General features: G+C 66.9%; 18 protein-coding genes. 7 read left to right on the forward strand and 11 right to left on the reverse strand.

Going from position 1 to position 13,004, the window contains the following annotated elements:
- Positions 1 to 385: 385 nt before the first annotated feature.
- Positions 386 to 979, reverse strand: a complete 594-nt coding sequence (locus tag ABN034_RS31785; protein WP_349694662.1) for a dihydrofolate reductase family protein — start codon at positions 977 to 979, stop codon at positions 386 to 388.
- Positions 980 to 1,392: 413 nt separating this feature from the next.
- The gene (locus tag ABN034_RS31790) at positions 1,393 to 2,085 is read right to left on the reverse strand and encodes a DUF998 domain-containing protein (protein ID WP_349694663.1); all 693 of its coding nucleotides are present in this window, start codon (positions 2,083 to 2,085) and stop codon (positions 1,393 to 1,395) included.
- Between the two features lie 38 nt (positions 2,086 to 2,123).
- Here ABN034_RS31790 and ABN034_RS31795 point away from each other — a divergent pair, with 38 nt between their 5' ends.
- On the forward strand, positions 2,124 to 2,708 hold the full coding sequence (locus ABN034_RS31795; protein ID WP_349694664.1) for a PadR family transcriptional regulator: 585 nt from the start codon (positions 2,124 to 2,126) through the stop codon (positions 2,706 to 2,708).
- A 277-nt stretch (positions 2,709 to 2,985) separates the two neighbouring features.
- On the opposite strand, the gene ABN034_RS31800 is transcribed toward ABN034_RS31795, so the two are convergent.
- Positions 2,986 to 3,300, reverse strand: coding sequence for a hypothetical protein (locus ABN034_RS31800; protein WP_349694665.1), 315 nt, complete (start codon positions 3,298 to 3,300; stop codon positions 2,986 to 2,988).
- A complete protein-coding gene (locus ABN034_RS34700; RefSeq protein ID WP_502879128.1) occupies positions 3,204 to 3,836 on the reverse strand; it encodes a class I SAM-dependent methyltransferase in 633 nt (210 codons plus the stop codon). Before ABN034_RS34700 ends, ABN034_RS31800 begins: the two co-directional genes overlap by 97 nt.
- A 315-nt stretch (positions 3,837 to 4,151) precedes the next feature.
- Here ABN034_RS34700 and ABN034_RS31805 point away from each other — a divergent pair, with 315 nt between their 5' ends.
- Both ABN034_RS31805 and ABN034_RS34705 read left to right on the forward strand, forming a co-directional pair.
- The gene (locus tag ABN034_RS31805) at positions 4,152 to 4,289 is read left to right on the forward strand and encodes a hypothetical protein (RefSeq protein ID WP_349694666.1); all 138 of its coding nucleotides are present in this window, start codon (positions 4,152 to 4,154) and stop codon (positions 4,287 to 4,289) included.
- A gap of 36 nt (positions 4,290 to 4,325) precedes the next feature.
- Positions 4,326 to 4,556: a VOC family protein gene (locus tag ABN034_RS34705; RefSeq protein WP_502879129.1), complete on the forward strand. Its 231-nt coding sequence runs from the start codon at positions 4,326 to 4,328 to the stop codon at positions 4,554 to 4,556.
- A 527-nt stretch (positions 4,557 to 5,083) separates the two neighbouring features.
- On the opposite strand, the gene ABN034_RS31810 is transcribed toward ABN034_RS34705, so the two are convergent.
- From ABN034_RS31810 to ABN034_RS31840, 7 genes are all read right to left on the reverse strand, one after another.
- The gene (locus tag ABN034_RS31810) at positions 5,084 to 5,359 is read right to left on the reverse strand and encodes a DUF1905 domain-containing protein (RefSeq protein WP_349694667.1); all 276 of its coding nucleotides are present in this window, start codon (positions 5,357 to 5,359) and stop codon (positions 5,084 to 5,086) included.
- Positions 5,356 to 5,733, reverse strand: a complete 378-nt coding sequence (locus ABN034_RS31815; RefSeq protein ID WP_349694668.1) for a VOC family protein — start codon at positions 5,731 to 5,733, stop codon at positions 5,356 to 5,358. The genes ABN034_RS31810 and ABN034_RS31815 overlap by 4 nt, the downstream gene beginning before the upstream one ends.
- Before the next feature lie 24 nt (positions 5,734 to 5,757).
- Positions 5,758 to 6,534 carry an ArsR/SmtB family transcription factor gene (locus ABN034_RS31820; protein ID WP_349694669.1) on the reverse strand — a complete coding sequence of 259 codons (777 nt, stop codon included), beginning with the start codon at positions 6,532 to 6,534 and terminating at the stop codon, positions 5,758 to 5,760.
- A 748-nt stretch (positions 6,535 to 7,282) separates the two neighbouring features.
- Positions 7,283 to 7,519 carry a hypothetical protein gene (locus ABN034_RS31825; protein ID WP_349694670.1) on the reverse strand — a complete coding sequence of 79 codons (237 nt, stop codon included), beginning with the start codon at positions 7,517 to 7,519 and terminating at the stop codon, positions 7,283 to 7,285.
- Between the two features lie 12 nt (positions 7,520 to 7,531).
- Positions 7,532 to 7,777 carry a sortase family protein gene (locus ABN034_RS31830; protein ID WP_349694671.1) on the reverse strand — a complete coding sequence of 82 codons (246 nt, stop codon included), beginning with the start codon at positions 7,775 to 7,777 and terminating at the stop codon, positions 7,532 to 7,534.
- A 453-nt stretch (positions 7,778 to 8,230) separates the two neighbouring features.
- The gene (locus ABN034_RS31835) at positions 8,231 to 10,087 is read right to left on the reverse strand and encodes a hypothetical protein (protein WP_349694672.1); all 1,857 of its coding nucleotides are present in this window, start codon (positions 10,085 to 10,087) and stop codon (positions 8,231 to 8,233) included.
- A 174-nt stretch (positions 10,088 to 10,261) separates the two neighbouring features.
- Entirely contained in the window at positions 10,262 to 10,519 is a 258-nt protein-coding gene (locus ABN034_RS31840) for a hypothetical protein (protein WP_349694673.1), read from the reverse strand.
- A gap of 371 nt (positions 10,520 to 10,890) precedes the next feature.
- On the opposite strand from ABN034_RS31840, the gene ABN034_RS31845 reads away from it, so the two are divergent.
- From ABN034_RS31845 to ABN034_RS31860, 4 genes are all read left to right on the forward strand, one after another.
- The gene (locus ABN034_RS31845; RefSeq protein ID WP_349694674.1) at positions 10,891 to 11,151 is read left to right on the forward strand and encodes a metallothionein; all 261 of its coding nucleotides are present in this window, start codon (positions 10,891 to 10,893) and stop codon (positions 11,149 to 11,151) included.
- Between the two features lie 515 nt (positions 11,152 to 11,666).
- Positions 11,667 to 11,885 carry a hypothetical protein gene (locus tag ABN034_RS31850; protein ID WP_349327343.1) on the forward strand — a complete coding sequence of 73 codons (219 nt, stop codon included), beginning with the start codon at positions 11,667 to 11,669 and terminating at the stop codon, positions 11,883 to 11,885.
- A 13-nt stretch (positions 11,886 to 11,898) separates the two neighbouring features.
- Entirely contained in the window at positions 11,899 to 12,132 is a 234-nt protein-coding gene (locus ABN034_RS31855) for a hypothetical protein (protein ID WP_349694675.1), read from the forward strand.
- Positions 12,133 to 12,380: 248 nt separating this feature from the next.
- Entirely contained in the window at positions 12,381 to 12,521 is a 141-nt protein-coding gene (locus tag ABN034_RS31860) for a hypothetical protein (protein ID WP_349694676.1), read from the forward strand.
- Positions 12,522 to 13,004: the final 483 nt, after the last annotated feature.

The following is a 13,004-nucleotide window of genomic DNA, read 5'->3' on the forward strand; positions in this document are numbered from 1 at the left end:
CGACCACCGCCAGAATCCGCCGATCTCCATACGGACACGGCCCGGTGGGAACGGTGCTCCTCTGATACGTCATCGCGGTGTTCGGGCGCCGTTCCCTACTGGACACCAGCGAACTCGGCCGATTGCCGAATAGCCTCTCTATGGATCAAGCCGCCGCTGACGCGGCACGACTGTTCAGGGACCCGTACTCATCGAAGACCTCCTGGGCAGGAGTCGCAAGGCCAGGCCGCAATCGTTCTCCGATGTCGAGCTTTGCAACCCTGCGACGGCACGAGATCCACCGGCAGGGCCTAGACCTTTGGTACGGACAAGCTGTCCGACCGACGGAAGGGGGCCCTCCAGCTACGGGTGCGATCTGCCACCTGCAACCACAGCCAGGTGATGTCTATCGCGTGGGCCGGTACTTCAGGTGCGTCACTGCCGGACCGGAGGCCACGTGGACGAGATCGAAGTCCAGGGCGCCAACTCCGTCGAACGGCCGTTCGCCGCCGCCTAGCGTTATCGGCGCGACGTGCAGCACCAGCTCATCCAGCAGCCCGGCCCTGAGGTATTGCCGCACGGTGCTAGCGCCACCGGCGACCTGCACGTCGCCGGCATCGGCCACCTTACGCGCCTGTTCCAGTGCCGCCTCAATGCCGTCAGTGACGAAGTGAAACGTCGTGCCGCCTTCCATCGGCAATGGCTCGCGCGCAGAGTGACTGAGCACGTACACCGGGGCGTGAAACGGCGGCTCCTCACCCCACCACCCGCGCCAGGACAGGTCCCACTCACCCCTGCCCGGGCCGAACATGTTCCGCCCCATCACGAACGCTCCAGTCGGGTTCGGGGTGCCGGTAAAGGGAGACGCGTCCAGTTCGGAGCCATGCCATGCCATCGTCCGCATCCCGCCCTCACCGAACGGGTTCTCCAGGCTCTGCCCCGGAGCCGCCATGCACCCATCAAGGGACACGGTGACATCGCACCTCACGATCCCCATCATTGCTCCCATCCTCGACGATCCTCGACGATTCCGGCCCTGAGCATGCCAGGCTCCGACCAAGCCCGAAACGAACCTCGAATCTAACGCCCCGGATCGACACAAGTTGATCTACAGCATGTCGCACAAGTACACGGAGTACGCATTAGAAGGGTTCAGCCCCGCCGGCTGCTGAAGACGCTCAGCTCGCAGCGAGCGACCGGTAACGTCGCGCCTCGGACTCGTCCGCATGGGGATCCTCCAGCGGAGGTACTCCAGTCGCAACGGTCGCCTTGGAGCCACCTTCCGTCGTGCCCGCCCGGCTTACTCGATCGGGTAGGCGACGTCACACACCTGGTCGTCGAGATGAGCAGTGCGTTGCCTGCCCCGTCCGCGCTGCACGCTCGGTGGCCGCGCCACCCCGTTCGGGATGCTGTCTAGCGCCGTCGGTACGCCAGCCATCCCATGGTGACGAACCACGCGTGCACCTGCACCGCGCCGATTCGCTGGACGAGGCCGGCGATGCCGTGTTCGGCGCCGTCGGCGGTGGGTTGGAACGTGATGAAGAATGCGACGAGTAGTGCCAGGGTGAGCGGGCTGCCGACCAGCAGCCAGGTCCCGAACCGCCGCCAGCCGGGGACGTGGCGGAAGTAGCGGCCAGCGATCAGGAAACCGACGATCGGGGTGCCCAGCGCCAGGAGGAAACCCAGCGTGTGCGGCATCATTGCTTCGAGGTTGAACAGGCCGCACATCACCTGACCTACACCGCTGCAGGCCAGCAGTATGAGGGCGGTCCGGCGCAGGTTGGTCCACTCCGCGGCGCTGGTGGTGCGGAACACGCCGATGAGGCCAGCGATCAGCATCAGACCGCTGAGGATGAATGCCGCGTTCATGTACGGGGCGGTGGCGCCCATGCCCAGCCCGCTGATCGGCTGGCTGATCGGCGAGTAATCGGTGAACCGGTGGTCGAACAGGGTGTAGCCGTTGCTCACGGAGCCGAGGACGAGCCAGGCCGCCGTGAAGAGAGCCGGACCGACCACGGCGCCGAGTGCGAGCCACCGCATCGGGGAAACGGATCGGTCGAGGATCTCATTGCGGGGCTCAGAAGTACCCATAAGTGGACTAGTCATGTTGTGACTATAGACCTCGCAGCAGCTACGCTCAATGGGTGTCCGCACCGCGCCGCTCTGTGCTTGCACTGGCCATGCTGTCGATGCTCAGCGAGGAGCCGATGCACGCGTACCGGATGCAGCAGCTGATCAAGGAGCGTCACAAGGACGACGTGGTCAACGTGAGCCAGCGCAACAGCGTCTACCAGACCATCCAGCGGCTGGTCCGCGACGGCCTCGTAGAGATCGCGTCCACCGAACGCGCCGAGAACCGACCGGAACGCACCACATACCGGATCACCGACGCCGGCCGGACGACAATGAGCGAGTGGCTGCGCACCATGCTGTCGACACCGGCGCCGGAGTACCCAGAGTTCCCCGCCGCACTCTCGTACCTGCCGAACCTCTCTCCCTCGGATGCGACCGCCGCGCTGACCGCTCGCATCGGCCGGCTAGAGCAACGACTGACCGTGCTCGACGGGGAGATCGCCAACGTCGCCAGGTTCCTGCCGCGCCTGTTCGCTGTCGAATCCGAGTACCAGCGCCAGGTGGTGGCGGCCGAGCTGACGTACGTCCGGAGCCTGGTGGAGGACCTGCGCGCCGAACGAATCACATGGCCGTTCGTGGACGGCGCGCCCGCCTGACCCGAACTCACCAGGCCGCGACCTGCAGGCGGCATTCGCATAAGCCCGACCACAGGACCGACTCGCCACGTCCGTGACCACGATGCCCAATCACCCTCATCTGCCGCGGAACGTGCGGGTCTCTCGTCTCGAGGGACGCCGACCTCCCCTCGTCGATGTCCGTATGGGGAACGGCGCCCGAACACCGCGATGACGCACAGAGGATCAGCGTTCCGACCGGGGCCGGGTTGTATGGGGATCCTTAACGACCAGACGACGACAGCCGGGACATTCGGCATCATGATCGGTTTGGCTTCTGCCAGATGGAGATGCTGGAGTAGCTCTCGCCGGTGAACTCTGCTTGGTCCCATCCGCCGTAGCGGTTCACCAGATCGAGCCCTGCCAGCTTGGCCATGACATCCATCTCGGAGGGCCAGACATAGCGGTGGTGACTCGTGCCTGAGCTGACCACCACGCCGTTCTCCAAGGCATAGTGGTGGCACAGTAGGCGTTGGGTTACGAGGTTGTAGCTGTTGAAGATGAGCTCGGTGGCGGTGGCGGTTGCGGTGGCGGTGGCGGTTGCGGTGGCGGTTGCGGTGGCGGTTGCGGGCACACGGTCTGACCTGGCGGGAGCTGACGCAGCTGTGGGACCCATACCTGGATCACGAAGTAGCCGCCTGGGCGCAGATGGCGCCCAGCGTTCTGGAAACAGGCGATCTGCTCGTCCTGGTGCAGCAGGCACGTGATCGCGTTGGCGATCAGGAAGACGAGCTGGTAGTCACGGCCGGGCGCGTCGGCCGTGGCCATGCTTCCCACGGTCACGGGCAGCTCGGCGGCAGGCATCGCGGCCTGGAGCACCTCGACCATCGCCGGCGACACATCGATACCGGCGACCGGAACGCCGCGTCGCGCAAGCGGAACCCCGATCCTCCCCGCGCCGATAGCGAACTCCAAGGCTGGACCGTTTCCCGCCAGCTGAGCGAGAAAGTCAATCATGGGAGCGGTGGATGCGGTCTCCACTGCCTCGTCCGGGCTCCAGTCGGCAGCGATACGGTCCCATCTCTCACGCTGTTCGGCACTCGATTCCATCACCTCGTTGGCCCCCTCGCCAGATCGCCATGATGGCGAGCGATACTCGCAAACGGGCATCCGGACTGGCCACTGAGTTTCGCGAACAGGTCAGAGGGTGTCCTAATCGGTGCGTCATATTGCGGGAATGCGTCACGATCTCGTTGATGTTGCGCGCCCGACGGTCGAGGCGACGGAGCGCGGTGACATCGCCGATTCCGTGGACCGTCCAGAATGCTCATGGCAGAGCAGCAGCCGCAGCGGCGCGTACGGGTGATGTTTGCCTGAAAGTGATGCGGCTCAAGATCTGATGGGCGCTCTTCCGCTCGCGGAGGTCAAGCAGCGGGATCATGCCGCCTAGTCACACGGCTACGGGCTTCGGAAGGAGCGACCCCGGTGGAACAGGTACACGCAGACAACGTGATCGAGTTCGGTGGCGTTTGTATCGACTGCGGACCGGATCAGTTTGAGAGCATGGTCGCGTTCTACGTTGCCGCGCTCGAGGCGGAGGTGGTCCACCACGAGGAGGACTAGGCTTCGCTCTGCGATCCACGCCGCACTTTCATCAACATTCAGGCCCAGGACTGGTACGTGCCACCTGTGTGGCCAGAACACGTGGCGGGGCAAACGAGGATGATCCACTTCGAGTGCGGCGGCGTTAGCGACATGGAGGCGGCGGTCGCGCTAGTGGTCCAGTCAGGTGGGATGGTCGCGCCGTACCAGCCCTACGACCGCGACCCAAGTCGGCTGGTCGTTGTGCTCGACCCAGCTGGCCATCCGTTCTGCCTCCTGGCCTCGTGAAGGTCGATCGGCGGTCGCCGGAGCATCCGAGCTGGGAGCCAAACCCGTCCGCCAACAGTGCGCGAATCCAGACATGCACGCACCCTGCACTGCCCGGCTGAGCATGGAACGGGCCGAGCAGGGCCCCGATCCACGGCTGAGCGAGACCTACGGAGCTGTGAGTGCCTCGGGTGGCAGTCCACCCAGACCAGGGTCAGGACATGGCGGCGCCTCCTTCCTTCCTACGCCACACGCTCGCCGAGCTGGGAACGTCCTGACCGGTCGTTCCCTCCGTCGCAGCGCCATGTTTCTGGTCGTGTTCCTCAGCGTCCTCCGCGGCTCGAACCTGCATGAAGACGCGCCACTTCTCGCTGGAGACACACTCCTCGGCCACGGCCGAAGCACGTCCGGATGGCCGGCGAGACAGGGTTAGACCGCCGCTGAAAGCAGCTGCCCGGACCGGTGGCGGGAGCAAAGGCGTGAGGTCGAGGTGGGTGTCCAGGTCGAGGAGGAACCGGCCGTAGGGGTTGATGTGTCCCGAGAGCAGATCAACGGCGTTTGGTGAGGTGGATGGTCACGGTGCTGCCAATCTCCTTGCCGAGGCGTTCGCGGAGTTCGGTCTTGATCGGGAGCTTGTGGGTTCCGTCTCCCATAGCCATGAACGACGCCTCGAACGGGTGGCCGTCCATGGTCCCGGCTACCTTGACGAGGCCGTGGGTGCCGAAGAACTCGGCGCTCCAGTTGGTGCGTACGTAGGTCCATCCGCCTTTGGCGTCGCTGCGTTCCACGACGGCGGTGAATGTGTGATCCAGTCGGGTGCTCATCGTGAATCCTCCTCGACCTGCTCTACGACCACGAACTGGTTTCCGTCGGGGTCGTCGAAGGTGAACATGGGTGGTACGCCGGGCCAGGCCAGCAGCTCGCCGACAGACACGCCGCCGGTACGCAGCGCGGCGTGCTCGGTGGTGGCGTCGGGTACCACGAACCTGATCCCGGTCTCCCGATTCGAGGTGGTCTCGCCGGTGGTCAGCGCCAGCGACACCCTGGCGCCAGGCGGTGCGACCTCGAGCCATCGCATGGCTCCGGCCATCCCGTCGAGGCGGACCTCGAAGCCCAGGGTTTCGCGGTAGAACTTCAGTGCCTGGTCCTGATCGGCGACAGCGATGCCGATCGTGCGTACGTCGGTGATGGTGGTCATGGGCTTTCTCCTTGTTCACATGGGTCATGCGGGGTTCGACGGATCGGTGCTCCCGTACATCAACGAACCGGGGGTGGTCAGCGTCCTGCCCGTCTCGAGCCACGTCTTCAGCCCGGAGAGGATCATCGGCCAGCCGCCGTAGAGCTCGGGTGGGGCGTTGCCAGCGAGCTGGTCGTGGGTCACGATGAGCCTGCACGCGTTGCCGACCGGCTCGATCTCCCACGTCACCCTGGTCGTGCCCTGTCTCTCGGCGTCGTCTGACCACAGCGTCCGCATGGACTGCACGAGTCGCCTCGGCGGATCCACCACGACGTTCTCACCTTCGGCCAGCGGGCGTTCCGCGCCGGGATGGTCGAGGGAGAATAACGAGCCCGTGGTCCAGTCCGAGTGGACCGAGGCACCGAAGTGGTACTTGGCCCGACTGGCCGGGTCGGTGATCGCGTGCCACAGCCGTTCGGGTGTGGTGTCGATGTAGATCTCGAACACCTTCTCCATGCCTTGCTCCAGGTCTCTCTTCAGGTCGGACAGGCCCGCCGACCATTCCTCGGTGTACTTGGTGATCCATCGGTCATGGACTTGCCGGATCGGCACGACGTTCAGGAAGTGGTGCTTCTCGCGGCCCCGCCGGCGGGCCACTACCAGACCAGCCTCCTCGAGGATGCCCAGGTGCTTGGCCACGGCCGGTCGGGTCATCTGGAACCGCGTCGACAGGGCAAGCAGGGTCTGCCCGTCCTGCTCAAGCAACGCGTCCAACAGAGCCCGCCGGGTCGGGTCGCCCAGCGCCTTGAACACAGGTTCCACCCCACCGAGGATAGGAAACCGTTTGGTTTCCTGTCAAGCCCGCACGCCCTGCCCCGGCAACCTCGCTGCGGACGTGAGAACCGGACCCAGGAACGCGTCGACACCACAGCCGTCCGCTGTAGACGAGTCCGCGGCCGGCCGGCTGCGGGGCGTCGATTCGCCGTCCAGCGGTGACTTCCGGTGCCACCAGGGTCGACGCAACATCTGCCAGCTGGTCTGGAAGACCGAGGTAGCGGAGAAGCGACCGGGATTAAGCCCTGCCCTGGGAGGTTGTCGCTGAACGCGTACCCGAATCGGCGGTCACCTGATCGAGAACCGGTGAGTCGCACCGCGGCGATGCTCGCCGACTGTGACCAGCGTCCGAGCGCTCTTTGCGCGGTCGCCCCGTATGCGGTCCTGGCGTGTAGACCGATCCATCAGAGCCGCGCTGCGATGCCGATGACAGGTCATCGATGCCCAGTCTCAGGCCATGGCCTTCGTCGGGTTCTCGTGTCGCCTGATCCAAAGGATGATGGATTCGTCGTCGGTTGTGAGCGTGAGCATGCCTTGATTCCCGGGGGGGTCCCCATCTGCGGCGGACAGATGCATCGTCGAAGACACCGCCGAAGTCACTTGCTCGCCACCACCTGAGTGGCCACGGTCGTTATCACCGATCATCTACTACGCGATGTCTTGGCCGGTGAGCGGCTGCGGCCCGGTGCCGACGTGCTGCTGCCCGTCCAGCTATCTGTTGGCTCGCCCAACAGGCCTAGTGTCCGGCCAGCTCAGCCACGACCGGCGCGAGCGCCTCGGCGAAGTCGGCGCCGAAGACGAAGTAGGAGAAGCCGATCTCCTCTCGTCGCCGCTGGATCTCCTCGGCGGCAAGGCGGAGACGCGTGTGGATGGCCGCTTCAGGGTCATCGGATTCGCGAACCCCGGCCACAACCGCCCCATCGCGCAATGGTCCCGCACCAGCGAGCCGGTCACCGAGGCGGGAGTGCCCCACCACTGACGGACATCAAGATACAACCACCACCATGCGGCGGTGCGGCGCCCGGTCATAGTGCCGGCACAGGTGACGAGCCGCAGCTCCCACGTGTTGGTCGCCTTCCGAATCTTGTCGTACGGCAGCTCGTCCTTGTTCGACCCGTTCCAGCCGCACAACCGTGAACCGGTACTTGGCGCCGGCCCGGTCGGTGACGGTGATGGCGTCGCCGGCGCGGAACTCGCGGAGCCAGCAGAACACGTCTGGCCCGGACTTCAAGTCGACGGGCGTCCGCGATCATCGCTGGGCCCCTCCGGGCGCCGACCTTCGGTGTACCAGCCGGCCTGGTTCGAGTCGTAGGCCGGCGTCTGAATCGACCCGTCCGGGTAGGTCCTCGAATCTGGTGGCGAGCACGGACATCGGCTCGCGCAGCCATATCGACAGAGTTACAACCTTGCTGATGTTGTTCAGACGTGCACTGACCGTCGAAACCGACGTGCGATGTGTCCTGGCCGCCTCTGGGACGCACGCGCAACGATCGCGTGCGAATAGGCGGAGCCGACGGTTCTACAGACCAACAGCACGACCCGCTCTGACCTCGCCCTACGCCTCTCCAGGCTCATACTGTGGGGCCGATTTGGAGGAGCTGCTCGCCCTCAGCGTCAGTGGACGTGTTCCCCAATCCCTCAAGAGCCTCGGCCGTACCAACGTCCGCGCCCTATGGGGTCCCCGTCAGAAGCCTGCGGTGTCCGACACCACCGGAGCCGGTCGCCGGGCCAGTGCGCGGGCGGACCAGATGCCTGATACCAGGCCGACGCCGGCCGCGCCGTTGACACCGAGCACGGCCCGTTCGGTCGCACTCGCCCGCGGGCCGCCCAGCGCCAGCAGCGCACCGGTCACGGATCCGTAAGCGGCGAGCTGGACACCGCGCCGGGATACCGTCGCGGCGGTGGCGATGGAGTCGAGCAGGAAACAGGCCTCGGCCAGGCCGGGGCCGCAGAGGACATGCGCACCCCACGGAGGTGTCCGGTCAGCCGCCAGGATGCCGATGCCGCAGTCCGCGGCGGCCAGCGCGGCTCCCGGTCCGGCCGAGACCAGCGCCACGACCCGTCCCTCGGCCTGGAGCTCCCGGATCTCCGCCGACAGACGGGTTCCGGACGAGATCATCCGCCCGGAGGAGAGTCGCCTGACCACTCCGGCGACGTTGCCCGCGATGAGGAGCTCACCTGCCGCCCGCGCGGCCGAGAGGAGGGCCCCCGCGAGCGGCGACATCCCTGGCTCGGCGGCGAGGATCGCCTGCAGGGTGCCGTGCCGGGTGAGCCCGAGCACGACCGAACCGGGTCGGCGTACCCGCCGGGCGGCCGTCTGTGCCGCCGCCGGGACGCCCGGTGCGACCGCGGCGAGCGGGCCGAGTGCCCAGACCCGACTGCGCCGTAGCACCCGTGGTGCTTCCGGTTCGAGTAGGACGCCGACCCTTTGACGTAGCCGGCCTTCGGTTTCGGTCGCGCCGTCCAGGGCGACGAGCGGCCCCGCGACGAACTGGGCGGTGTGGAGGACTCGAGCGTCGATCACCACGGTGTCGATCCGGTCGAGCCTGCGCAGCGCGTCGCCGTCGACGACGAGAACCCTGCGCTCACCGAGGACGCGGGTGAGTTCGGCCGCGAAGCATTCGCGGGTCAACCGCGCCGCTTTGGGCGCGCTGGCGGCCAGGAATGCGGCCGTCTGGCGTAGGTCGCCGGTCGCGGCGAATGCCGTACCGCCGGCAGCCAGACCGACCAGGCCTGCATGGTCGCCGTACCGTTCCACCGGTCCGCGCGGCAACGACGCCGGGCGCGGTGGCAGATGGATCGGCGCGCAGCGCTGCCGACCCGAGCAGAGCTCGGCCTCGCGCTCCTTCCAGACCCGGCGGCGAGCCTGGACCTCACCCACCAGTGCCATCCGGTGCGCGGCGTCGATGATCAGGCCGATCGGGCCCTGCGCAAGTCCCTGCGCGAGCGCGTTGACGAGCGCGAGGCTCATTTCGGCAGAGGTCCAGCCGAGCAGTGACTCGACCTGGCTACGCAGGCGAGGCGTGTGCTCGACAAGCGGAACGAGCGCCGCTATCTCGAGCGGCAGCCGCGCCGACCGGGCGATCTTGCCTGCCACGCTCACGCTGAGACCGGCCAGGTCGGCGCCGAGCATGATCAGCTGACGCTGCAGGGGTTCGACGTCGCCGGGGTGCTCGGGCCGCTCCAGGAACCTCTCGTCCGACATCTGGTGCCGGTCCTCGACGGCGTCGATGGTCGCGACTAGGGCTTCTATCGGTACGTCACCGCCGGCGAGGTCGACCACTACCCGGCCGAGGACCGCGTTGACGGCGGCCCAGTCGACTCCCGCCACCTTCCGGAGCGCCGTTTCGAGGTCCGAGACGAGAGCCTCGGCGTCGATCCGGTGCAGGCCGCGCACTTCGATGTGCGCGCGACCGCGCCGCACCCACCAGCGGCGGCTGTCCCGATTACGGCGTGCCGGCAGAGCGGGCAGCGGCGGCAGCGACGGGAAGGAGGGCAACGACGGTAAGGACGGGAGCAATCTCGACAGCGGACCGAACACCGACCACACCTCCTCGTCGTAGGCGCTGCCAGGCCGCCCGGCCGAGACCGCTACCTGTCTGCCTGAGAGAAACCCCGCGGAACGCCACAGCGAAACCACCCGGTCCGGGTGGTCCGTATGCTGGTCCGTCCCGAGTGGTCCGTCCGGGTCGCCGCCGTTCCGCGGTCAGGAAGCTCACGGTGTCGCGATCCGCGCGCGGCAGCGGCACCTCGAGCCGGTCGAGTAACCCACCGCCTCCCGGATGTCGTCGAGGAGCAACGACGCCAGATCGAGCGAGACGCCATTCCGGACGACGATTCGCATCACGATGGTGCCCTTCGGGTAGCGGTACGCCAGCACCAGCCAGCCGCGTTCCCGGTGCCGGTCGGACAGGTCGAACAGATCCCAACCCCGGCAGTCGTGGTCCGCGAGCCGCCAGACCACCACCAGCAACTCGGTGCGGCCACCACCTCGAAACGCCCCCCAAGGTCGGCAGGTACGACGCAACCCTGCGGCAGGCGCCCCGCACCCGAAGCCGCACCGACCCCGCCGCAGAGTTGTAGTACTGCAACAGCACATGGCCGCCCGGCCGGGAAAGTTGAGCGCGTACTCCGTCCGGATTCAGCACGCCGGCGGCCCGAGGCGCCGCCTCATCGCCTGTCCGAGGGATCTGACTGCGACACGGCCCTGGCTGATCCCCTCGTGTCCCTGCATCGGTGTGGCCGCGCTGTTGATGGGGGCACCTCCGGACGGGTCCGGCCTTCGCGGGCCGAACGCGGTGCGGGAGAGTCGAAGGTTTCGGGCAGATGAGGTAGGAGCCGTTGATGGCGACGTGTGAGGTGTGCGGGAACGACTACGCGGTGCCGTTCGAGGTGCACACCGCTGTCGGGAAGGGGTACGTCTTCGACTCGTTCGAGTGTGCCATCCACCTGCTCGCGCCGATCTGTGAGTACTGCGGGTGCCGGATTGTCGGCCACGGCGTCGAGGTCGACGGCCACTTCTTCTGCGGCGCGCACTGTGCCCGCTCATCCAGACTGCCGCACGCCGCGGAGATCCAAGACGCTGCCGGGACCCGACCCAACTGATCCGGGTCGACCCCAGACACCACACCACCGGGCTGAAGCAAGCCCACCACCGTCTCGATGCGCCGGGGCGACGCCGCTCCGTCGCTTCTTGGTGTCCTGCCTCCTGCCTGACGCGCTGTTGCCCAGGCGGAACCCCGCGGCGGGCCGCGTCGCGGGCCTCTACCCATGGCATCGGCGAGCGCGGGCACGCCAGCATGAAGTTTCATTCATGCCTAGACAAGCTGGTGGGAGTTGCTGCAGCTCGACGAAACGGCCGTTAACGTATTACATCACTGGTCATCGCCACACGGCGTTCTCGTGCAGTGACTCCGGCAAGGACGTTGGGCGGGCTTGCTATGGGTCTTTGGTCCGCACTCCCAGGGCCGGCACGTTTCCCGTGGCCCCACTCCAGCTCGATCCCTGGTGCTGGGCCGCGAACTGCACGGCACAGAAGGTCCGATAAAGGGGCGCCCGTGGGGATGGGACAGGACCGTCAGCGGTACGGTCGCAGGCACAACTCGGAACAGGGGTAAGAAGTGGAGGATTGGCCAGCTTCGACGTCCGGGTCGACGCTGCAGCCGGATGCGCAGCAGATGCTGGTCGAAACGGCTCGACGGGTGGTGGGGATGCTGGTTGCTGGCTTGGCGGGCTTTGATGCGGGCATCGCGCAACGCAACGCCTGGGAGGCGACGTGCGCTGATCTGCAACGCCTGCGGATTGACACTCACCCGAATGATGTGCGGCCGCCCGAGTGACCACTGCCTCGAGATGAGTGAGCTTCACGCGGCTCTGGTGGCCAGAGAACACGCGGAGTCTGATGTCCGCAAAGCCGTCGCCGCGCTGCTCGAACGTCCGCAGAACGTAGACGTGCAGGGGACCGTCAGGCTCAGCCAGATCAGGGAGAGGGTCGCCCGCATCCGCTACGCGACGGCGTTGCAGGCCGCCGGATGGGCGGTGCCGGAGGACTTGCTCGACGACGTACCCGACTGCCAGCGGCCGTAAGAAGGAAGTCTGCCTCCGGGTCTTACTCCGGCCCGGCCAACTACGCCGGCCACTGGTTCGGTCACCTCGCTGGCGCGCTACGCCCCTACGCTGTCCTGGATCTCGTCGGTGTTCTAACCCGGATGCACCACGGTTGCGGGGTGCATCCGGGCTTAATCAGAAGCATGTCCGCCGCGGGATTGCCGTCCCGCGGCGTGGCTCGTTACAGGCCTGCCTCGTGGTGACTTCTCACCCTGGGCCGAACCTCCGTGGCTGACTCCTACCGGAACGTGGTCGGGGTCGACACCCATGCTGCGACCCACAGCTACACCATCGTCGCCGCCCCGAACGGCGCCATGATCGACCGGGCCACCTTCCCGACGACCGCAGCCGGCCTGCGGCGCGCGTGACTGGATAGGACGCCGCACTGGCGGTGGCCTCGACGGCGCAGCTGCTCACCTTGACGAGCCTTGCCGCCAGCGCTTTCCAACCGAATGAGACGGCCCGCCCCCGGTGATGAGAAAGGGAAAGCGCTTCCGATGGATATGAAACTCGAAGTTGTCGTGATCCCGGTCGCTAGGTCAGCGAAAATCGGACCGTGAGTTGAGCCCGGTTGGCGGCCCAGCCCTCGCTACGGGGTGGCTGACGCGAAACCAGACTCCTCTTCACCCTTTACTGTATCCAGGCGCAGGCTGCCGGAGCGGACTTGAACACTCGTTCAGGAACTGCTCGGCCACTCCACGAGAGCGGTCACCGGCGACACCTACGCCCACGTCCTGCCGGACACGCCCGCGACACTGCCGAAGCCGCCGCCTTCATCGTGCCGCGCCGTCCCGTGAAGCCCACGCCGTCTGGCCTACCAGGGAAAGAGCGTCGCGCGGCGGGTCCACGCC

The organism is Actinopolymorpha sp. B11F2 (assembly GCF_040195635.1).
GTDB lineage: Bacteria > Actinomycetota > Actinomycetes > Propionibacteriales > Actinopolymorphaceae > Thermasporomyces.